Annotated in this window: 15 protein-coding genes and 1 pseudogene; 6 read left to right on the top strand and 10 right to left on the bottom strand. The window is 68.2% G+C overall.

Going from position 1 to position 18,949, the window contains the following annotated elements:
* The 4 genes from gatB to LZ199_RS09400 are packed head-to-tail and all read right to left on the bottom strand — an operon-like array spanning window position 1 to window position 3,594.
* Complete coding sequence (gene gatB / locus LZ199_RS09415; RefSeq protein WP_253993306.1) at window positions 1–1,440, bottom strand: Asp-tRNA(Asn)/Glu-tRNA(Gln) amidotransferase subunit GatB; 1,440 nt, start codon at window positions 1,438–1,440, stop codon at window positions 1–3.
* A gap of 29 nt (window positions 1,441–1,469) precedes the next feature.
* Window positions 1,470–2,930 (bottom strand): Asp-tRNA(Asn)/Glu-tRNA(Gln) amidotransferase subunit GatA, encoded by a 1,461-nt coding sequence (gene gatA / locus LZ199_RS09410; RefSeq protein ID WP_253993305.1) that lies wholly within the window; start codon window positions 2,928–2,930, stop codon window positions 1,470–1,472.
* A 21-nt stretch (window positions 2,931–2,951) separates the two neighbouring features.
* Window positions 2,952–3,239 carry an Asp-tRNA(Asn)/Glu-tRNA(Gln) amidotransferase subunit GatC gene (gene gatC / locus LZ199_RS09405; protein WP_141646512.1) on the bottom strand — a complete coding sequence of 96 codons (288 nt, stop codon included), beginning with the start codon at window positions 3,237–3,239 and terminating at the stop codon, window positions 2,952–2,954.
* A gap of 25 nt (window positions 3,240–3,264) precedes the next feature.
* Window positions 3,265–3,594, bottom strand: a complete 330-nt coding sequence (locus tag LZ199_RS09400) for a TFIIB-type zinc ribbon-containing protein (RefSeq protein WP_253993304.1) — start codon at window positions 3,592–3,594, stop codon at window positions 3,265–3,267.
* Window positions 3,595–3,797: 203 nt separating this feature from the next.
* Here LZ199_RS09400 and LZ199_RS09395 point away from each other — a divergent pair, with 203 nt between their 5' ends.
* The 3 genes from LZ199_RS09395 to LZ199_RS09385 all read left to right on the top strand — a co-directional run bounded on the left by LZ199_RS09395 (window position 3,798) and on the right by LZ199_RS09385 (window position 8,556).
* The gene (locus LZ199_RS09395; RefSeq protein WP_253993303.1) at window positions 3,798–6,872 is read left to right on the top strand and encodes an FtsK/SpoIIIE family DNA translocase; all 3,075 of its coding nucleotides are present in this window, start codon (window positions 3,798–3,800) and stop codon (window positions 6,870–6,872) included.
* 100 nt (window positions 6,873–6,972) lie between these two features.
* Window positions 6,973–7,257: an antibiotic biosynthesis monooxygenase family protein gene (locus tag LZ199_RS09390; protein WP_253993302.1), complete on the top strand. Its 285-nt coding sequence runs from the start codon at window positions 6,973–6,975 to the stop codon at window positions 7,255–7,257.
* Window positions 7,258–7,308: 51 nt separating this feature from the next.
* Window positions 7,309–8,556, top strand: a complete 1,248-nt coding sequence (locus LZ199_RS09385) for a THUMP domain-containing class I SAM-dependent RNA methyltransferase (protein WP_253993301.1) — start codon at window positions 7,309–7,311, stop codon at window positions 8,554–8,556.
* Here the strand turns inward: LZ199_RS09385 and plsY are convergent.
* Both plsY and LZ199_RS09375 read right to left on the bottom strand, forming a co-directional pair.
* On the bottom strand, window positions 8,473–9,051 hold the full coding sequence (gene plsY, locus LZ199_RS09380; protein WP_253993300.1) for a glycerol-3-phosphate 1-O-acyltransferase PlsY: 579 nt from the start codon (window positions 9,049–9,051) through the stop codon (window positions 8,473–8,475). The two genes, LZ199_RS09385 and plsY, sit on opposite strands and share 84 nt — an antisense overlap.
* A 9-nt stretch (window positions 9,052–9,060) precedes the next feature.
* Window positions 9,061–9,492 (bottom strand): DUF2752 domain-containing protein, encoded by a 432-nt coding sequence (locus LZ199_RS09375; RefSeq protein WP_253993299.1) that lies wholly within the window; start codon window positions 9,490–9,492, stop codon window positions 9,061–9,063.
* Between the two features lie 89 nt (window positions 9,493–9,581).
* Here LZ199_RS09375 and LZ199_RS09370 point away from each other — a divergent pair, with 89 nt between their 5' ends.
* Window positions 9,582–10,169, top strand: a complete 588-nt coding sequence (locus tag LZ199_RS09370) for a DUF4920 domain-containing protein (RefSeq protein WP_253993298.1) — start codon at window positions 9,582–9,584, stop codon at window positions 10,167–10,169.
* A gap of 3 nt (window positions 10,170–10,172) precedes the next feature.
* Window positions 10,173–10,751: pseudogene (locus LZ199_RS09365) on the top strand (hypothetical protein); the annotation flags it as partial.
* Window positions 10,752–11,267: 516 nt separating this feature from the next.
* Here the strand turns inward: LZ199_RS09365 and LZ199_RS09360 are convergent.
* From LZ199_RS09360 to LZ199_RS09345, 4 genes are all read right to left on the bottom strand, one after another.
* Window positions 11,268–12,185, bottom strand: a complete 918-nt coding sequence (locus LZ199_RS09360; protein ID WP_253993296.1) for a hypothetical protein — start codon at window positions 12,183–12,185, stop codon at window positions 11,268–11,270.
* 93 nt (window positions 12,186–12,278) lie between these two features.
* Complete coding sequence (locus LZ199_RS09355) at window positions 12,279–13,823, bottom strand: radical SAM protein (protein ID WP_253993295.1); 1,545 nt, start codon at window positions 13,821–13,823, stop codon at window positions 12,279–12,281.
* 137 nt (window positions 13,824–13,960) lie between these two features.
* The gene (locus LZ199_RS09350; RefSeq protein ID WP_253993294.1) at window positions 13,961–14,686 is read right to left on the bottom strand and encodes a hypothetical protein; all 726 of its coding nucleotides are present in this window, start codon (window positions 14,684–14,686) and stop codon (window positions 13,961–13,963) included.
* A 36-nt stretch (window positions 14,687–14,722) separates the two neighbouring features.
* Window positions 14,723–17,935, bottom strand: a complete 3,213-nt coding sequence (locus tag LZ199_RS09345; protein WP_253993293.1) for a TonB-dependent receptor — start codon at window positions 17,933–17,935, stop codon at window positions 14,723–14,725.
* A 231-nt stretch (window positions 17,936–18,166) separates the two neighbouring features.
* Between LZ199_RS09345 and LZ199_RS09340 the strand changes: the two genes are divergently transcribed.
* Window positions 18,167–18,919, top strand: a complete 753-nt coding sequence (locus tag LZ199_RS09340) for an energy transducer TonB (RefSeq protein ID WP_253993292.1) — start codon at window positions 18,167–18,169, stop codon at window positions 18,917–18,919.
* Window positions 18,920–18,949 lie beyond the last annotated feature (30 nt).

Raw genomic sequence — 18,949 nt, 5'->3', positions numbered from 1 at the left:
TCAGTCGCCGAGCTTCTTCTTGAGCAGCTCGTTGACGAGCGCGGGGTTGCCCTTGCCCTTCATGGCCCGCATCACCTGGCCCACGAAGAAGCCGAACACCTGCTTCTTGCCCGCGCGGTACTTCTCAATCTCGCCCGCGTTCTTCGCGAGGATGTCGTCCACCACGGCTTCAATCGCGCCCGTGTCGCTCACCTGGGCGAGGCCCTTCTCCGCGATGATGTCCGGGGCTGAGCGGCCCGTGAGGAACATCTCCGCCAGCACGTCCTTGCCCGCGTTCGCGGACACCGTGCCCTGGTCCACCGCGCCCAGGAGCTCCGCCAGTTGCGCGGGCGTGAAGCGCACCGAGGACACCGTCGAGCCCTCTTCCTTCAAGAGCCTCAGCAACTCCCCGAGGAACCAGTTGGAGAGCTTCTTCGCGTCCGGGTAGCGCAGTGCGCACGCCTCGAAGAAGTCCGCGAGCGGGCGCTCCGCCGTGAGGATGCGCGCGTCATACGCGGGCAGGCCGTACTGACTCACGAAGCGCTGGAGCTTCGCGCGCGGCAGCTCGGGCAGCGCGTGGCCCACCGCCTCGATGACCTCCGTCGTCACGTGCAGCGGCGGCAGGTCCGGCTCCGGGAAGTACCGGTAGTCGTGCGCGTCCTCCTTGCTGCGCATGGAGCGCGAGACGCCCTTGTTGACGTCCCACAGGCGCGTCTCCTGGTCCACCTTCCCGCCGGACTCGATGACGTCCACCTGCCGCGAAATCTCGTACTCGATGGCCTGCTTCACGAAGCGGAACGAGTTGAGGTTCTTCAGCTCGCAGCGCTGGCCATAGGTGCTGGAGCCCTTGGGCATCACCGACACGTTGGCGTCGCAGCGGAAGCTGCCCTCGTCCAGGTTGCCGTCGTTGACGCCCAGGTACACGAGCACGTCGCGCAGCGCCTTGAGGTACTCCACCGCCTCGTCCGCGTCGCGCAGGTCCGGCTCGCTGACGATTTCCAGCAGCGGCACGCCCGCGCGGTTGAGGTCCACCAGGCTCTGCCCGCCGCCCGCGTCATGCACGCTCTTGCCCGCGTCCTCCTCCATGTGGATGCGGCGCACGCGGATGAGCTTCTCGCCCTGCGGCGTGTCGATGAGCAGCTTGCCGTGCTCGCAGATGGGGAGGTCGTACTGCGTAATCTGGTAGCCCTTGGGCAGGTCCGGATAGAAGTAGTTCTTCCGGCTCCACACGCTCTTGGCGTTGACGCGGCACTCGAGCGCCAGGCCCGTGCGGATGGCGAAGTCGACGACGCGCTCGTTGAGCACGGGCAGCACACCGGGCATGCCCAGGCACACCGGACAGGTGTTGCGATTGGGCTCCGCGCCGAACGCGGTGGAGCAGCCGCAGAAAATCTTCGACTGCGTGAGGAGCTGCGCGTGGACCTCGAGGCCGATGACGGGCTGGAAATCGCTCACGGGCATGGCGGTGTCACCGATGCGGACCTCGTGCCCTAGATGGGCGCGAGGCGGCGGAAGAAGTCGTGCTCTCGCTCGAAGGCCCGAGCGATGCGCAAGAGGAGGGCCTCGTCGAAGGCCCGTCCCAGAATCTGGAGTCCCACCGGCAGCCCCGCCTTCGTGAAGCCGCAGGGCACCGACAGACCAGGCACGCCCGCCAGGTTGCAGGGCAGCGTGTAGACGTCCATCAGGTACATGGACAGCGGGTCATCCACCTTCTCGCCCAGCTTGAACGGCGCCACCGGAGAGATGGGGGCCACCAGCGCATCCACGTCCTGGAAGACGCGCGTGAAGTCCTCGCGGATGAGGGTGCGGACCTTCTGCGCGCGCAGGTAGTAGGCGTCGTAGTAGCCGGCGGACAGCGCGTACGTGCCCAGCATGATGCGGCGCTTCACCTCCGGCCCGAAGCCCCGCTCACGCGTCAGCGAGTACAGCTCCTTGAGGCCGCGCGCGTCCTTGGCCCTCAGGCCGTAGCGCACGCCGTCGTAGCGGGCCAGGTTGCTGGACGCCTCGGCGGGAGCGATGAGGTAGTACGTCGCCAGCGCGTACTGCGTATGCGGCAGCGACACGTCCACCAGCGTCGCGCCCAGGCGCTCGTACTCGCGCAGGGCCGCGCGCACGGAGGCCTCCACCTCCTCCTCCATGCCCTGGGCGAAGTACTCGCGCGGCACGCCCAGCTTCAGTCCGCGCACGCCCTGCTCCAGCGCCGCCGAGTAGTCTGGCGTCTTCACCGGCGCGGACGTGGAGTCCTTCGGGTCATGCTGCGCGAGGATTTGGAGCAGCGCCGCCGCGTCCGCCACCGTGCGCGTCATGGGCCCGGGCTGGTCCAGCGAGGACGCGTAGGCGATGACGCCGTAGCGCGACACGCGCCCGTACGTCGGCTTGAGGCCCACCGTGTTGGTGAAGGCCGCGGGCTGACGGATGGAGCCGCCCGTGTCAGTGCCCAGCGCGCCGAACACCTCTCGCGCGGCCACCGCCGCCGCTGAGCCTCCCGAGGAGCCTCCCGGCGTGCGCGTCACGTCCCAGGGGTTGTGCGTGGGGAAGTACGCGCTGGACTCGTTGGAGGAGCCCATCGCGAACTCGTCCAGGTTGAGCTTGCCCAGCAGCGGCAGGCCCGCCTCGCGCAGCAGGCGCACCACCGTCGCGTCCAGCGGCGGCACGAAGCCCTCCAGCACACGCGAGCCAGCGGTGGTCTCCAGTCCCTCGGTGAGGAAGAGGTCCTTGAGACCCACGGGCACGCCGTCCAGGGGGCTCGCCGGAGTGCCCGCCTTGCGGCGCGCATCGCTGGCCTCCGCGGCGGCCAGGGCACCGGCCTCGTCCACGCGCAGGAAGGCGCGAATCTTCGGGTCCACCCGCTGGATGCGCTCCAGACACGCGCGGGTGGCTTCCACGGAGGACACCTGACCCGCGGCCAGCTTCTCCGCGAGCTCCAGCATCGTCAGGTCCGTGAGCTGCATGACGTGGGGCTCCCCTCCGGACTACTCGATGATTTTGGGCACCGCGAAGGACGTGCCCGACTTCGCCGGGGCGTTGGCCAGCGACTTCTCGGGCGGCAGCGAGGGCCGCGTCACGTCCTCCCGCAGGAGCGAGGCCGTCAGCGTGGCGTGCGACGTGGGCTCCACGTTCTCCACGTCCAGCGACTGCAGCTGCGTCACCGCATCCAGCACCGCCGACAGCTGCGTGGACAGGCGCTGCTCCTCCTCGGGAGTCAGCGCCAGCCGCGCCAGCGTGGCCACATGTCGCACCTGCTCGAGCGTGAGGGCCATGCGTGGAGCCTCCGACCGCGAGTGACTACTTGCGCTTGAAGAGGTTCAGGATGGCGCCCATCACCTTGCCACTGCCTTCGTGGCCGTGGTGCGCCATCAGCTGCTCCAGCTCACCGGCGTCCAGGAAGACGCCGCCGCAGTTGAAGCACGTCTCCAGGTCGATGTTGCCCTGCTTGAGCGTCTGGAGGTCCATGCCGCACTTGGGGCACTTCATCCAGTGGAGCTTCTTGAGCTCCTCGCGCTGCTTCTCCGCCGTCTCCGCGGCCTGCTGGAGCGCCAGCTTGCGCTTCTTTTCGATGTCCTCCCGGGCGAAGTACTCTTCCTCGCTCGAGGACGGCTTGTCGGTGTCTGCCATGGCGATGCTCCTCCAAGAAATCGTGGCGGCACCATACCCCCTCTGGTGGAGGGTGCAGCCGAAATGTAGGCCCCGTGTCCGGCACCTTCCGCCCGGACTGGAGCGACTGCCGGAAAATTGACCAGACCCCCTCCCTCCCTACACTCGCGACGGGCATTGCTACAGCCCGCTACGCGGCTGAGACGCGCAGAGGGAAGAAGGTCATGACGGCGAAGAAGGGTCGGGCGGAAAAGGCGGTACTCTCCCGTCAGGAGATCGCGACGCGTCGCAAGGCGCTCGCGGACAAGCGACGGAAGGCGGGCGCCGAGGGAGGCGACGGCAGCGCGGGGCGTGCCATCACCGGCGTGTTCCTGCTCGCGGTGTCGCTCTTGTCCTTGCTGGCGGTCGCCACGTTCGACGCCCATGACAGGGTCGGACCAGGCTTCCGCAACGCGGTGGGCCCCATGGGCCACCTCATCGCGGAGACGCTGCGAGGGATGCTGGGCGTGTGCGCCTACCTGGCCCCCGTGGGCGGGCTCTACACGGCCATGGTGCTCTTCGTGGGCAGCCGCGAGCGCAAGCGCGGCCCTCAAATCATCAGCCTCTTCCTGCTGACCGTGAGCATCTCCGTCCTGGCGCAGCTCATGTTCGCCGGTGACAAGGGCTGGGCCCATCCTCCCGGAGGCGCGCTGGGTGCCAGCCTGGGTGGGGTGATGGAGGGGCTGTTCTCCACCGTCGGCACCGTCATCCTGGTGACGGCCATCAGCGCCGCCGCCCTCATCGTCGGGACGCAGTACACGTTCTTCAAGCTGTGCTCGCTGGTGTGGGCCGGCCTGTGCGTGCTGGGCCGCCGCATCGCCGAGTCCGCCAACGTCTTCTGGGAGGCGCAGAAGGCGTCCTACAAGGCCCGACAGGAGCGCGCGGCGGAGGAGAAGCTGGAGGAGGCCGCGTTCCTCGCGCAAATCGAAGCGGATGAGGAAGAGCTGGCCGAGGCCGAGCGCGCCGCCGAAGAGGCCGAAGCCGCCGAGGCGGAGGCCATGGCCGAGGAGGCCGTGCGCCTGGCCCGGCAGAACGAGAAGGAGCAGGCCCTCGCCGCGAAGCTGGCCCTCAAGGACGGTCGCGAGAAGGGCGAGAAGCGCAAGGCCCTGCCGGCCCCCGCCGAGGCGGACTCGCTGCCGCCCACGTCCTCACCGTCCCTGCCCGCCGACAACAGGCTCGCGCTGCGCGCCGAGAAGCGTCCCGCGCCCGGAGCGGATCCGGCCTGGGCCGCGTCGTTCCTCGCGCCCGCGCCCCACTCCACCCCGATTGTCCCCGAGGGTGTCGAACCTCCAAGGAGCCGCCGCAAGACGCCCAACATCGTCACCGGTCCGGGCACGCCGCCCGTCGCCGCGCTGCCCGAGAGCCACGAGCCCGCCGCGCCGGTGGCCCCCGTCATCGCCGCGCCGCCTCCTCAGCCCGTCGCGCCGGCCCCTGCTCCGGCTCCCGCGGCGCCGACCCCGGCTGCGGCGCGCATGCCGCTCATCGTGGCGCCCAAGGCGCTGGCCGCGCCCACCGCGAAGAAGGCCCAGGACCAGTTCGAGTTCGTGGGTGACCGCAAGAGCTTCACGCTGCCTCCGCTGGACGTCCTGGAGTGCGACAAGCACGAGCGCTCCGAGCTGGACAAGGACGCCTTCCTCTCCACGGCGGAGAAGCTGCGCGCGAAGCTGGCCGACTTCGGCATCGTCGGCGAAGTCGTCGAGATTCGTCCCGGCCCCGTCGTCACCATGTACGAGTTCCTGCCGGGACCGGGCATCAAGGTGAGCAAGATTGCAGCGCTCGCGGACGACCTGGCCATGGCCATGGAGGCGATGCGCGTGCGCATCGTCGCGCCCATCCCCGGCAAGGGCGTGGTCGGCATCGAGGTTCCCAACAAGGACCGGGAGACCGTCTTCCTCAAGGAGATCGCCGAGCAGGACGCCTTCATCAAGAGCGCCAGCAAGCTGACCATGTGCGTGGGCAAGGACATCGAGGGCATGCCGTATGTCTTCGACCTGGCCAAGGCGCCCCACCTGCTCATCGCCGGCACCACCGGCTCCGGCAAGTCGGTGGCCGTCAACTCCATGATCATGAGCATCCTCCTCAAGTCCACACCGGAGGAGGTCCGCTTCATCATGGTGGACCCGAAGATGCTGGAGCTCTCCATCTACGAGGGCATCCCGCATCTGCTGCTGCCCGTCGTGACGGACCCGAAGAAGGCGGCGCTCGCGCTGCGCTGGGCCGTGGAGGAGATGGAGCGCCGCTACCAGCTGCTGTCCGAGGCGGGCGTGCGCAACATCGCCGGCTACAACAAGCTGGTGGAGAGCTCCGCCACCGAGGTGAAGGGCGCGTCGGCCACTCCCGAGGCTGCCCCGAAGAAGAAGTCGAAGCCCAAGAAGATGCTCGTGCTCGACGTGGAGGGCGGCGACAAGCCCGCCTCGAGCGGGGACGGACTGGGCGTGGCCGTGCCTCGGGACGACGACGAGATGCAAGAGGCGCAGGCGTCCGACGCACCGGACGAAGTGCCCGAGGTGGAAGCCGAGGCCGACGACGAGTCGGACGTGCCCTTCGTGTCTGCCAGCGACAAGCCGGAGAAGAAGGAGCTCAAGAAGCTGCCGTACATCGTGGTCATCATCGACGAGCTGGCAGATTTGATGATGGTGGCCAGCCGCGAGGTGGAGACCTACGTGGCGCGCCTGGCGCAGATGGCGCGTGCGTCCGGCATCCACCTGATGGTCGCCACGCAGCGTCCGTCCACGGACGTCGTCACCGGCGTCATCAAGGCGAACTTCCCCACGCGCATCAGCTTCATGCTGCGCTCCAAGCCGGACTCGATGACGATTCTGGGCACGGTGGGCGCGGAGGCCCTGCTGGGCATGGGCGACATGCTCATCATGCCGCCCACGAGCGCGCACCTGCAGCGCGTGCACGGCGCCTACGTGTCGGAGAACGAAATCAAGAAGGCGGTGGACCACCTCAAGGCCCAGGGCAAGCCCGTCTTCGACGAGTCCATCCTCAAGCCGCGCGACGAGGACGTGGAGTCCGGTGGCGAAGAGGACGAGCTGTCCGACGAGCTGTACGACCAGGCGCTCGCGACAGTCAGCGAGATGCGGGCCGTCTCCATCTCCATGCTCCAGCGCAAGATGCGCATCGGCTACAACCGGGCGGCGCGCATGATTGAGCGCATGGAGCGCGACGGCGTGGTGGGCGCGGCGGATGGCGCCAAGCCTCGCGAGGTGCTCATCCGGGGTGTGGGCGACATGCCCGGCGCCGGAGCCATGTAGGGCCGCGAGGAAAGCGGCCCGGATTGTTCAGCGTGGGGGTGTCCGGAGCGGTCCGGGCGCCCCCATCTTCGTTTCCCCAGCACGTCCCAGGTGAGCGCCCATGATTGTCGCCATCTCCCGCTTCCGCCCCGCACCCGAGGAGGCCGAGCGCCTGATTGCCCGCTTCCAGGAGCGCGCGCGGCGGGTGGACACCCATGACGGCTTCCTGGGGCTGGAGGTGCTGCGGTCCTTCGAGCGCTCGCCGGAGCTCCTGCTGGTGACGCGCTGGCGGGACAGGGAGGCGATGCGGAGCTATTTCCAGTCGGAGGACTTCCGCCGCGCCAAGGAAGCCAGCGCCGAGCAGGACGGGGCGACCTTCGCCATCTACGAGGTGGTGGGCACCTGAGGCGTCTTGTGGGTTCCCAAGCAGTCCCAGGTCGTCTAAGGGCGGTGTCTTATGGCTGAACGCATCGCCCTTTTCGCCACCACGGCTCGCGGCACCGAGGACCTGCTCGCGGACGAGCTCAAGGAGCTTGGCGCGCGCCGCATCCGTCAGGACCGCGGCGGAGTCCGTTTCATGGCCTCGCTGGACGAGGCCCTCATGGTCTGCCTCTGGTCCCGCATCGCCATGCGCATCCTCTACCCGCTCGGCACCTTCGAGGCCCGAGGCGCGGAGGGCCTGTACGAAGCCGCCGCGAGCGTCCCCTGGGAGGAGCACCTGACGCCCACCACGACCTTCGCCGTGGATGCCACGCTGAAGGACAGCGAGCACAGCCACTCGGGCTTCGTCGCGCTCAAGGTGAAGGACGCCATCGTCGACCGGATGCGCACCAAGGTCGGCACGCGCCCGGACGTGAATACGAAGAACCCGGACGTGAGCGTGGTGGCGCACCTGTCGCGCGAGACGCTGTCACTCTCCTTGGACCTGTGCGGCGACGCGTTGAATCGCCGGGGCTACCGCGTGCGGCCCACCGTCGCGCCGCTCAAGGAGACGCTGGCCGCCGCCGTGCTGCGCGCCGCGCACTACACGGGCGAAGAGGCGCTGGTGGACCCGATGTGCGGCTCCGGCACGCTGCTGATTGAAGGCGGGATGATGGCCCGTCGCCGAGCGCCCGGACTCAACCGCGACTTCGCGGTGGAGCGCTGGCCCGTCATCGGCGCGCGCGCGAAGGAGCTGCTCGTGGACCTGCGCGCGGATGCCCGCCGCAACGAGCGCAAGGTGGAGGTCCCCATCTGGGGCTTCGACAAGGACCCGGAGGCCCTGGAGGCCGCCCAGCGCAACGTGCAGGCCGCCCGGCTGTCGGAGGAAATCATCCTGGCCGAAGCGGACGCGACGGACCTGCCGCACCTGCCCGCCGCCAGTGGCCTGCTGCTCACCAATCCGCCCTATGGAGACCGGCTGACGGGCTCCGGCGGACAGAAGGGCATGAAGAGCTTCTATTACAAGCTGGGCGAGTCCCTGCGCGTGCCCGGCTGGCGCGTCTGGGTGCTCTCCGGCAACCCGGCCTTCGAGAGCGCGTTCCATTCGCGCCCCTCCGCGCGCCGGGAGATGTGGAACGGCCCCATCGAGTGCACGTTGCTGGGGTACCGGGCCGCGGGCAGCAGCCACCTGGACGACCACTCAGAAGCGCCGCTCCGTGCGCCGAAGCAGCCGGCCAATGTTGCTCCGGTGCGTCCACAGCATGAGGGCGAAGAGGACAGCTGAGAGGCCCGCGTACTCGGCGGCCCGGGCGGTGAAGGCCGACGTGCCCACCGCCGTGGCTCCGGCCGCGAGCGAGCCCAGGGAGCTGACCCGCCACACCGCGAAGAGGGTGATGTACGCGGCGCCCGCGGCCAGCGCGGCCAGCGGCGCGAGCACCAGCAGCACGCCCAGCGCGGTGGCCACGCCCTTGCCGCCGTGCAGCTTGAGCCACACCGGATAGACGTGGCCCAGCACCGCGGCCAGGCCCACGAGCACGTGCACGGTGGGAAGGTCCGGCACGAGCCGCAGCGCGAGCGCCACGGGCAGCGCGCCCTTCACCGCGTCCAGCACGAGCACCACCGCGCCCAGCTTCTTGCCCGCGACGCGGGTGACGTTGGTGGCGCCGATGTTGCCGCTGCCGCTCTGGCGCACGTCCACGCCGCGCAGCCACCGCGTCAGCAGGACACCGAAGGGAATGGAGCCGGCCAGGTAGCCGAGCAGGACGAGCGCGGGAGTCACAGCCCCACGCTATAGCAACAGGTGGGGGAAGCGCGTCTTCACCACCACGTAGGCGTAATTCACCAGGAGGATGGCGGGCATCACCATCTGGAACGTCTTCCACTCCCGGGGCGAGAGTCGGACTTCGGGGATGGGAACGGCGAACACGAGGTGCAGCACCATGGCCACGACGGCCAGGGTGAACAGGAAGGCGGCCACCGTCCCCAGGGGATTGGCCTCCCAGGCGCCCATGAAGTTGAAGTGGGCGAAGCGGTCGGCCGCGCGCGTCAGCCCACAGCCAAGGCAGGGCCAGCCTGTCCGCTCGCGCAGCACACAGCCCCAGAAGGGGATGAGCTTCGCCACGGGGATGTACCGGGCCACGAGCAGCCCCACGAGGCCGATGAGCCCCAGGTAGTCCACGGTGCCGAGGCGCCGATTGCGAGGAGGGAGGAAGACCTTCATGCGCGCTTCGCCAAGAGGTGTGCGGGAGTCCCACTCTAGTACGGGCGTCGCCTTGCCGGGGCAACGAGTTTTGGCTAAGCGAGCGAGTCATGAACTCGCTCCGCACGTCCCTGATGCTGCTGGTCGCTGTTCCCCTGATTGCGTTCGCTGGCGACAAGACGCCCGCCAAGGACAAGACGGCGGACAAGGCCGCGGCGGCCGACTGTCACCACCCCGCAGAGGCCACCAAGGCCGCGCCCAAGCCCGAGGCCACCGTCGCCACGGCGCCCGCCGCGCAGGAGAACTGGAAGCTCACCCGGGGCGAGGCGCTCAAGGGCGCAGCTCCCGTGAAGCTCGCGGACCTGCTGGCGAAGCCCCAGCCCCATGACGGGAAGACGGTGCGGCTCGAGGGCACGGTGCGCAAGGCGTGCGAGAAGAAGGGCTGCTGGATGGAGCTGGCGACGGACCCCCAGGCGAAGGGGCCGGGCGTGCGCGTGACGTTCAAGGACTACGGCTTCTTCGTCCCGCTGGACTCCGCGGGCTCGCAGGCGCGCGTGGAGGGTGTGGTGAAGGTGGCGGAGCTGAGCGAGGGCCACGCATCGCACTACGAGGCGGAAGGCGCCATCGTCCCGCGCGGCGCGGACGGCAAGCCGCGCGAGGTTCAGCTCGTCGCGACAGGCGTCGAGTTGCGCCGCTAGGACATGGCGCGCAGCTTCAGCATGAGGGGCGTGCAGGGCGCGGCCGACCGCGCCGTGCAACACGCTCGGACGTGGTTGCTGGAGACGGAGCCGGGCTCGCGCGTGCATGACGTGCAGTCGGACCCCCGCTTCCAGCATCGGGGCGTGGACCTCCTCTGGGAGCTGCCGACGGGAGAGGTGCGCGGAATCGAAGTGAAGGGCGACCGCAACGCCACCCGCCGGCGCTACTTCTTCGAGCTGGTCTCCAACCTGGAGAAGGACACGCCCGGCTGCTTCCTCTACAGCGGCGCGGACCTGCTCGTGTACGTCTTCCTCTCGCAGGGAGAGCTGCACGTGCTGCCCCTCAAGGCGGTGCGCGACTGGTTCCTGCCGCGCGCGAAGGAGTACACGCTCAAGCACGCCTTCACCCAGACGGGCGCCATCCGCTACACGACGGTGGGCGCCGTGGTGCCCACGCGCGATGTCGTGGAGGGCGTGCCCCGGGTGCTCAAGATTCCGTTGAAGCGCTCGACGCCCCTGGTGACGCAGGAAGGCGCCGCGCCGGAAGCGGAAGGGGCCTCGCTGGACTCACCGCCAGTCGCGATGACGGAAGGCGGCGGCGAGGTCTTGGCCGAGCAAGCGACCGCGCTTACAGCGGAGGCAGCGCCCTCCCCGAAGAAGAAGACACGGCGCAAGCAACCGGCGCGTCGGGCGCAGAGCACAGGCCCGAACACCGCCGAGTAGGGGGCTCTGCCAGGCGCATCGACGGCCACGAGGTCTCCCCTCGCCGCATGCGCCTTGAGTTCGTCTGTTCGCCGGAGAGACTTCTCGAGGGGAGTGCGCCGCGAGCAATTCCTCATCGCATGCGCCTTGAGCTCACCCGTTTGCCGGAGAGACTTCTCGAGGGGCGGTGCGCTGCGAGTGCTTCCTCGTCGCATGCGCCTTGAGCCCACCACGTTCGTTGGAGAGGCCTCGCGGTGCGGTGCGCGCGAGCGATTCCTCGTCGCATGCGCTTCACCGCCTTCGCGTTCACGGGTGCTCCTGGAGGCGCCAGTGCCGCACCCCGCCCTTCCGGACGCGGCACGCGAGCACTCGCCCGCGTGCCGCCAGGCGCCGGCTTCAGCGCCCGTGACGGTGACGGTTGTGTCCGGGGTGGATGCGGTCGTGCTCCGCGTTGAGACGGTCGGCGGTGCGCACCAGGTCCAGCAAGGAGACGCGGTCGTTCTGCGCCTTGTAGATGTGCTCCAGGCGGGGAACGAGGTCCAGCGCCAGGTGCAGGTCCTTGGTCGACTCGGCCCACTCCAGCAGCATGCGGCCGGCCTGCGCGCCGGGCCCGTGCGCCTTCAGGTGGATGAGTCCGTCCACGGCCAGAATCCGGGCGATGGGCGAACGGGAGGTGTCCTCGGTCAGCTTCACCAGGTCGGCCACGGCCCCGTCCTGCTCACCGCGCGCCGCGCGCACCATGGCGCGGGAGATGCCCTTGCGGTCCGGCAGGAAGAACTCCTCCAGCTCCGCGAACGACTCCGCGTGGTCCGGGTGGCCGGAGCGGGCCAGCGTCTCCGCGAGGCTGTCGAACAGCTCCGCGTCCTTCTCCGAGAACGGCGCCAGCGCCTCCTGCATGAAGCGCTCCTGGGGGGCGCCCTTGTCATCCACGGGCAGCCGCGCGCGCAGGCTGGTCATCTTCTCGAACGCCGGTGCCACCGGCGCGTCAGCCTTGCCGTTGAGAAGCTGGAGCAGCTCCTTCATGAGCGAGGCGAGCGTGTCCGTCAGCTCGTACGGCGCCACGCGGTCCGGCAGCCAGCGACGCCACAGCTCCACCGGCGCCGCCACCACGAAGTCCTTGAAGGGGCCCGTGCCCTTCCACTTGGACTTCCACTGCTGGGCGATGCCCAGCGGGAAGGTCGTCTCCGAGAGCTTCCGGAAATCCTCCTCGGCCACGGGAATGCCGTAATGGCCGAGCGTTCCGACCAGGGCCTCCGTCGAGTACTCCTTCAGGCCCTTCTGCTGCCACGCCTTGTCCACACGCTGCGCGCTCACCTGGTTCTCCGCTGCCCCTGGCGCCGGCCATCGGCGCCATCGGACTTCTAGCGGAAGCGGAGCCCTCGGTGCAGTGGCTCTTGCACTTCTCCGTCACGCGGCCGTGGCCGGGGGCGCCAGCTTCGGCACGGTGGGCCAGTGGACAGGGTTGCGCCGCTCGTCCGGGACCCGACGCGCCAGATAGGGCTCACAGCCCCGCGCCTCGAACGCCTTCTTCCAGGCCGAGAAACTCCCTCCAGCCCGCCAGGCATCCATCGCCGCCAGCCCACCCTCCGGGCCACACTGGGCCAGCATGTACTCCACCCACGCCCACCGCGCGGACGTGGGACGCACCTCGGCCCGTCCACGCAGCCCCTTGCGCAGCCGCTCCAGCCGGTTCTCGACCTCCTTGATGCCCGCGAAGGGAGCTCCGTCCAGGGGCGTGTTCCTCTTGGCCACGAAGGGCGCCACCCCCAACGCCACGGGGAGGATGCGAGACAGCTCCGTGGTGAAGCGGATCAGCTCGTCGATGTCCTCCTCCCCTTCGAAGGGGAGCCCCACGACGTTGTACACCTTGAGCTGCTTCATGCCCGCCGTGCGGGCGTACCCCGCCGCCCGGACAATCTGTTCCTCCGAGTGCTTGCGGTCCACCATGTCCCGCATGCGCTGCGAGGCCCCGTCCGCCGCCACCGTCAGGTTCGTCGCCCCACCCCGGCGGAGCTGATCCACCAGCTCCTGCGTCAGCCGATCCGCCCGGAGCGACGACACCCCGACCTCCTTCCCCGCGTCCACCAACGTGCGCAGCAGCTCGACGATGCGGGGATGATCCGTCACCGCCGCGCCCACCAGGCCCACTCGTCGTGCGTGAGCGGGGATCAACGACAGCACCCGCTCCGGCGGCACCGTGCGCATCCCGCCGTTCGTCGTGCGGCGCATGACGCAGTAGTGGCAGCCCCGCGAGCACCCCCGCTCCGGCTCGATGAGGAACATCGAGCGCAGCTCGGTGTGGGAGGTGATGATCTGCGTGCGAGCAGGCAGCCGCGCGTCCGTGGCCCGGGCCACGTGGTAGCGCTGCCCTCCCCGCCCTGGCACCCGGAAGCCCGGGATTCGCGCCAGGTGGTCCAGCAGGGCCTCGCGCTCCATGGTGGCCGCCGCGTCCACCAGCACGTGGATGAGGTCCTCCGCTTCGCCCTGGACGAGCACGTCCACGAAGGGCTCCAGCGGATCCGGATTGGAGAACGTCAGCGGCCCCCCCGCCACCACCAGGGGATGGCGGCCATCCCGGCGCTCCTCCGCCAGCACGGGCAGCCCCGCCAGCTCCAGCATGGTGAAGAGGCCGGTCAGCTCCAGCTCATAGGCCACGGAGAACGCCAGCATGGCGAAGCTGGAGACCGAGGCCTGGGACTCCCAGGTGAACAGCGGCGTCCGGGTCTTCTTGAACGCCTCCACGTCGTCCGGGAGGAAGACCCGCTCCGCCGTGGCGCCAGGGTGCTCGTGAATCTCCCGGTAGATGGCCTGGAAGCCCAGCGAGCTCATCCCCACGTGGTAGGGGCTCGGGTAGCAGAGGGCCACGCGGAAGGGAGCCTCTTTGTAGAGAGTGCCCTCTTCGTCCTCCAGCAACGAGCGGACGTGGTGGATGAGTGAGTAACGGCCCTCCATGTGCCTCCAGACAGAAACAACCCAGACAGACAGGTACAGCCCATCAAACACCGCGGCCCCGTCAGTCCACTCCCTGAGGAGGGCTGCCGGGGCCGCGAGGCGCCACCCGGTCGGTGGCGCTGTTCAGCGATGAACGACTACTTCAGCGAAGGAATGGCCTTCGAGGGGATGCAGTAGCCGTACTCACGGCCAAGGTTGACACCCACCACCGGACCGCACTCGGCGGCGAAGTCCGGGTTCAGTCCCGAGCCCTCGCCGCACAGCTCGGCAGGACCCTCTGCGTCCCCGGTGGGGTAGCAGAGGACGCCGGGCCAAATCGCGCGGATGGCGTAGGTCGACGTGCAGCCATCACGCGTGTACTTCAACTCACCCTTCAGCTGCGTACCCGGCAGGGACGGCGCCGCGTACACCTGCACTTCGGTGAACTGGTAGGTGATGGTCGTGGCGGCCGTGGTGCCAGCGGCCGCCGCGACGACCGTCGCGTCGGTGAAGTCGCGCCCCGTGCAGAAACCCTTGTCGTCGGGCTCCACGTCGAAGGCACCCGTAGCCGTCTGGTCCGTCGTGGGACCCGGATCCCGGCTAGCGCGGCTAGCAAGGCCCTGGGGACGGATGGTGATATCCGCCCTGCTCAGGTCGTCCGGATCCACGAACTTGTAGACGCCCAGGAGTTCGGTGGGCGGCGCTTTGATTTCACAAGCAGCGCCTGTGCCATCCTTGGGGTCATCGATTGAGTCGTAGACAGCCGACCAGTTGGTGGCGTCCTGCACGAAGCAGGGAGCCTCCGGCTGGTCGAAGTTGCAGCCGGTCAACAGGCCCGCGGCGCCAACGAGGACCATCGCAGCATTGAGAATGTTCTTGGTCATGTGACTTGAAATCCCGGTTCCGTGAATGGCCAGTGACTAGAACGTGTACCGGACGCCAAGACGCATCTGACGCGGCGGCTGGTAGCTGGTCGGGTTCTTGAAGTTGGGGTTGATGTCGCCCGGCTCCGTGCCAAACGGCTCGTCGCGCTCCTCGCCTTCCTGCCACGTCACGTTGCCCGGCAGGTCGGACGGCTTGCCGTTCGCGATGGGGGCCACGTTGCGCAGGGTGTAGGTCTGGTCGACCGTGCTGACGCCCTGGAAGTTGAAGAGGTTGAAGACGTCCAGGGTGACGGAGACGACGCTGTCCTTGCTGACGCGGTAGTTGACGCCAATGTTGGAGTCAATGACGTTCAGCCAGGGCGTACGGCCACCCGCGCCACGGGGAAGGACGAAGGACTCGTCCGGACCGTAGAGCGCATGCGAACCGAAGTAGTTGATTGGCGTACCGGAGTTGCCGCGGTAGGACAGACCCAGGCTCGCGGACAACTCGTTGGTGAAGTTGAACTCCTTCGCGCCGAACACCTTGATCTGGTGGGTACGGTCGAACGGGAGCGGACCCGTGCGGTTCGCCAGGAGGCTGACGAGGTCGAAGTCCGACAGGATGTTCGGGTCGAGCTGAGCCGTCTCCGGGCGGAACAGACCGGGGTAGTTACCCTCCAGCTTGGACCAGGTGTAGTTCGCCTGGGCCAGCCAGCCGTCCGAGAACGTGCGGTTCAGGTAGACAGTGACGTTGTTGTAGTTGCGCTCCGGCTTCGGGAATTCCTTGGCGAAGCCGCTGCCCGGGTTGCCGAGGAAGTACGAGTTGCCGTCATCGCGGCTCATGTCCTCGATGACCATGTTCATGTTGCGGTACGTGTAGCTGGCGCCCACGCGGGTGTTGGCGATCAGCTCGTACTCGCCACCAACGACGACCTCGTTGGACGACTGAGGGGAGATGTCCGGGTCGATCGGCTCGTTCTCCACCTTGCCGCCCGTGTAGAGGCGGTTCGGGTTGCGGCTGCTCTCCGGCTGCGCAATCACGTTGGCCGGATCACGGCATTCCGTCTCCTGGCTCGTGCGGTCAGACGGATCACAACCCGCCTCACCCGTGCCCGGCTCCGCCATCACGCGGCGGGCGTTGTAGCGACGCTCACCCGGGAAGGCGCGGTCGAGCATGTTCAGCGGAACCTGCTCGTAGTAGCGAGCGAAGTTCACGAAGAACTTGGTACGGCCGTTGGCGAACGGGTCGATGATGGCGCCGAGACGAGGCGACCACTGGTTGCCCATGATAAGGGCCAGCTCGCCGTCACCGCCGTACATCGCCTGCACGTCGTAGCGCACGCCGAGGTTCAGCGTGAGGCGGTTGGCGATGGACCAGGAGTCCTGCAGGAAGCCACCGATGGTGGTGCTGGTGGTCTTCGACTGCTGGGTCAGCTGGGTGATGGGGCTGTCAGGAGACGCCTGGTAGCCGTAGCGACGGTAGTCCTGCAGCGCGGCGCCCGTGTAGGGCTGGCCGTTGAGCGTGGCGCCCGAGTACGGGAGCGCTTCCTGGAAGAACACGCCACCACCGTACGCCTTGGTCTGGTCGTACGACAGGAACTCCGTGTCGACGCCCGCCTTCAGCACGTGGGTGCCGAGCGCGTTCAGGAGGTAGGTGGCCTTGGCGTTGATCTGGTAGCGATCCAGCTTCGCATCGCTCATGTAGCCGGGGCCGCCAACCGAGTAGCCGGTGATCGGGCAACGCTCGATGACTTCCTCGTCCTCCGTGCCCTCGTTCAGGATGAGCGGGTCACAAGCGCCCTCCTGGCCCGCGGGCAGGTTCTCGAACTGGGTCAGCCGGCGCGGGTTGACGTAGGTCATGCGGGAGTAGCCCGCGAGACCCTGCGTCGAGCCCAGCTTGCTGCCGTCCGCCGGAAGGGTGGAGGCCGTCTGGTGGAACCAGCCGAGGTTCGCGTCGACCAGGACCTTCTTGTCCATGAACGCGCCCGCGTACTTCAGGGCCAGCGACGTGGCGTTCGCGTTGGTCTCCGTGAAGGCGTAGTCGCCCGGACGAGCAGCCAGCGCGCCCGGCAGACCACCGGACTGCGGGTTGATGCTCAGCTTGCCCATGCCACCGGTCGTCGTCGGGGTGCCGTTGAGGGCGACCGAGACGTTGTGGTCCTGGTTGATGAGGTAGGTCAACTTACCCATGTACTGCACGGTCCGGGTGTCAGCGAAGTACTGACGGTCCGAGCCCGCGATGGGGTCGACGATGGTGAAGCCCTCATCGTTGGCCGCCGACGAGCCGTCCGCGTTCAGCCGGATGGCGTTCAGCGTACGGGTGTGCTGGTAGCGCGTGAACGACGGCGCGAAACCGGCGAAGAACCACAGCTTGTCCTTGAGGATCGGACCACCGAGGGTGGCGCCGAAGTCGCCCAGGTTCTTCAGCTCGTTGAGGCCACTGATGACAGTGCCCTCTTCCTGGATCTGCTTGCGGGTACCCTCGAAGGTGCCCGGCGTCAGGTTGGCGAACACGGAGCCGTGGAACTCGTTGGAGCCCGACCGGGTGACCGCGTTGATGACACCGCCCGTGGAGCGACCGAACTCCGGCAGGTAACCACCGGTGATGATGTTCACGTCCTGCACGAACTCGATGCTCATCGGGCTGGCGTTCACGCCGTAGGCGGGGTCGTTCGTGGACAGACCGTCCACCACGTACCCGTTCTCAGGCGAGGTCGCGCCGTTGATGGACACACCGTACTGGTCGTTCTGGGCGCCAGGCGCCAGCTCGGCCAGGGACTCGAAGGAGCGAGCCGCTCCTCCCTTGCCACCCGGACGGGCCACGGCGATGCGCTTGATGAACTCCTGATCCACGTTGACGCCCGTGGTCGTGGAGCCCACGTCGATGGTCGGCGGCGCGCCGACGATCTCCACCACTTCACCGAGGGACTCGGGGAGCAGCTCGACGTTGACGCGGATGGTGCGGTTCAGACGCAGTTGGACGTCAGAACGCGCGTACGGCTTGAACTGCTCCTTCTCGAACCGCAGGGTGTAAACACCGGGCGGCAGCTGGGGAATACGGTAGTTGCCCTGAGCGTCGGTAACCACGGTCTGCTCACCCTGAAGGTTGGGCGAGGTCGCGGTGACAACAACGTCAGGAACAGGCTGCCGGCTCTGAGCGTCGATGACCGTACCGATCATCGTGCTCGACTGCGCGAAAGCCGCCGATCCATAAAGCAGACCTGCGGCAAGGACAACTCCGGTTTCCCGGAGCACTCGGTTCAAGTGCATACCAGACCCCTCCAAGGTGGGCTGCAACTGAAAATGACTGGGGAAAATATCCGAGGTCTATCAGTTGTCAATAGACCGTTGCTTTTTGGTAACCAGTGGGGCAATTGCGCGATCACGTCAGCTACCCTTGACCGTGCTTGCTTGAACCCGGAACGCGTTTCTGTATGGTAGCGCGCCCTTTCAGCCGGGCGGGGCGTGGTGGGTGTCCACTGGTGATGAGGAGTCTAGTACATGTTTGATTCAGTCCTTGACCGCGGTCAGGCGCCCAGAGCGCGGTTCGGCGTGGGGACCACCATCTCCGTGATCCTGCACGTCGCGTTGTTCGGCGTGGCCTACTTCCTGTCGACACGGGAACCGGTCGAGGAGGAGAAGGAGATCGAGGTGACGCTGAAGGCCACCATGGCCCCGCCGCCTCCTCCCCCGCCGCCTCCTCCCCCGGCGGCGAGCACCAAGCCGAAGACGACCCCCAAGAAGCCCAAGAAGCCCGACACCATCGTCCAGCCCAAGGAGATCCCGAAAGAGGTCCCCAAGGAGGCCGAGCCGGCCGAAGAGCCGGAAGAGGCTCCCGAGGAGGCCAGCGAGGAGCAGGTCGAGGGCGGCGTCGAGGGCGGGGTCGCCGGCGGTGTGGTGGGCGGCGTCGTCGGTGGCGTGATTGGCGGCGTGGTCGGTGGGCAGTTGGGCGGGACGGGGACGGAAGTGCTGCCGTTCGGTGCGGGCATGACCCGTCCGGAGAAGGTCTCCGGCCCGCAGCCCGAGTACACGCGTGAGGCGCTCGAGTCCCGCGTGCAGGGCACGATGATCGTCAAGTGCGTCATCACCGTGGAAGGCCGTGTGGAGCGCTGCCGAATCATCAAGCCCCTGCCCCACATGGAACAGGCCGTCATGGACGCCCTGGCCTCGTCACGCTACAAGCCCGTCACGTTCCAGGGCCGTCCGGTCCAGGTGGATTACACCTTCACCCTGAATCTGAAGTTGCCGCGCTGATCCGGGCGCGTCGTAGAGAAAGCAGCACCG

This window comes from Myxococcus qinghaiensis (assembly GCF_024198215.1).
Taxonomy (GTDB): Bacteria; Myxococcota; Myxococcia; order Myxococcales; family Myxococcaceae; genus Myxococcus; species Myxococcus qinghaiensis.
The sequence above is the reverse complement of the archived record's forward strand: the minus strand, read 5'-3'. Positions and strand labels throughout refer to the sequence as shown.

Bases quoted from the DNA above. Each gene is read 5' to 3' on its own strand.
- gatB (WP_253993306.1), bottom strand. From the start codon at position 1,440: ATGCCCGTGAGCGATTTCCAGCCCGTCATCGGCCTCGAGGTCCACGCG.
- LZ199_RS09350 (WP_253993294.1), bottom strand. From the start codon at position 14,686: ATGACCAAGAACATTCTCAATGCTGCGATGGTCCTCGTTGGCGCCGCG.
- LZ199_RS09355 (WP_253993295.1), bottom strand. From the start codon at position 13,823: ATGGAGGGCCGTTACTCACTCATCCACCACGTCCGCTCGTTGCTGGAG.
- gatA (WP_253993305.1), bottom strand. From the start codon at position 2,930: ATGCAGCTCACGGACCTGACGATGCTGGAGCTCGCGGAGAAGCTGGCC.
- LZ199_RS09370 (WP_253993298.1), top strand. From the start codon at position 9,582: ATGAACTCGCTCCGCACGTCCCTGATGCTGCTGGTCGCTGTTCCCCTG.
- LZ199_RS09385 (WP_253993301.1), top strand. From the start codon at position 7,309: ATGGCTGAACGCATCGCCCTTTTCGCCACCACGGCTCGCGGCACCGAG.
- LZ199_RS09340 (WP_253993292.1), top strand. From the start codon at position 18,167: ATGTTTGATTCAGTCCTTGACCGCGGTCAGGCGCCCAGAGCGCGGTTC.
- LZ199_RS09400 (WP_253993304.1), bottom strand. From the start codon at position 3,594: ATGGCAGACACCGACAAGCCGTCCTCGAGCGAGGAAGAGTACTTCGCC.
- LZ199_RS09345 (WP_253993293.1), bottom strand. From the start codon at position 17,935: ATGCACTTGAACCGAGTGCTCCGGGAAACCGGAGTTGTCCTTGCCGCA.
- LZ199_RS09390 (WP_253993302.1), top strand. From the start codon at position 6,973: ATGATTGTCGCCATCTCCCGCTTCCGCCCCGCACCCGAGGAGGCCGAG.
- LZ199_RS09395 (WP_253993303.1), top strand. From the start codon at position 3,798: ATGACGGCGAAGAAGGGTCGGGCGGAAAAGGCGGTACTCTCCCGTCAG.
- LZ199_RS09375 (WP_253993299.1), bottom strand. From the start codon at position 9,492: ATGAAGGTCTTCCTCCCTCCTCGCAATCGGCGCCTCGGCACCGTGGAC.
- gatC (WP_141646512.1), bottom strand. From the start codon at position 3,239: ATGGCCCTCACGCTCGAGCAGGTGCGACATGTGGCCACGCTGGCGCGG.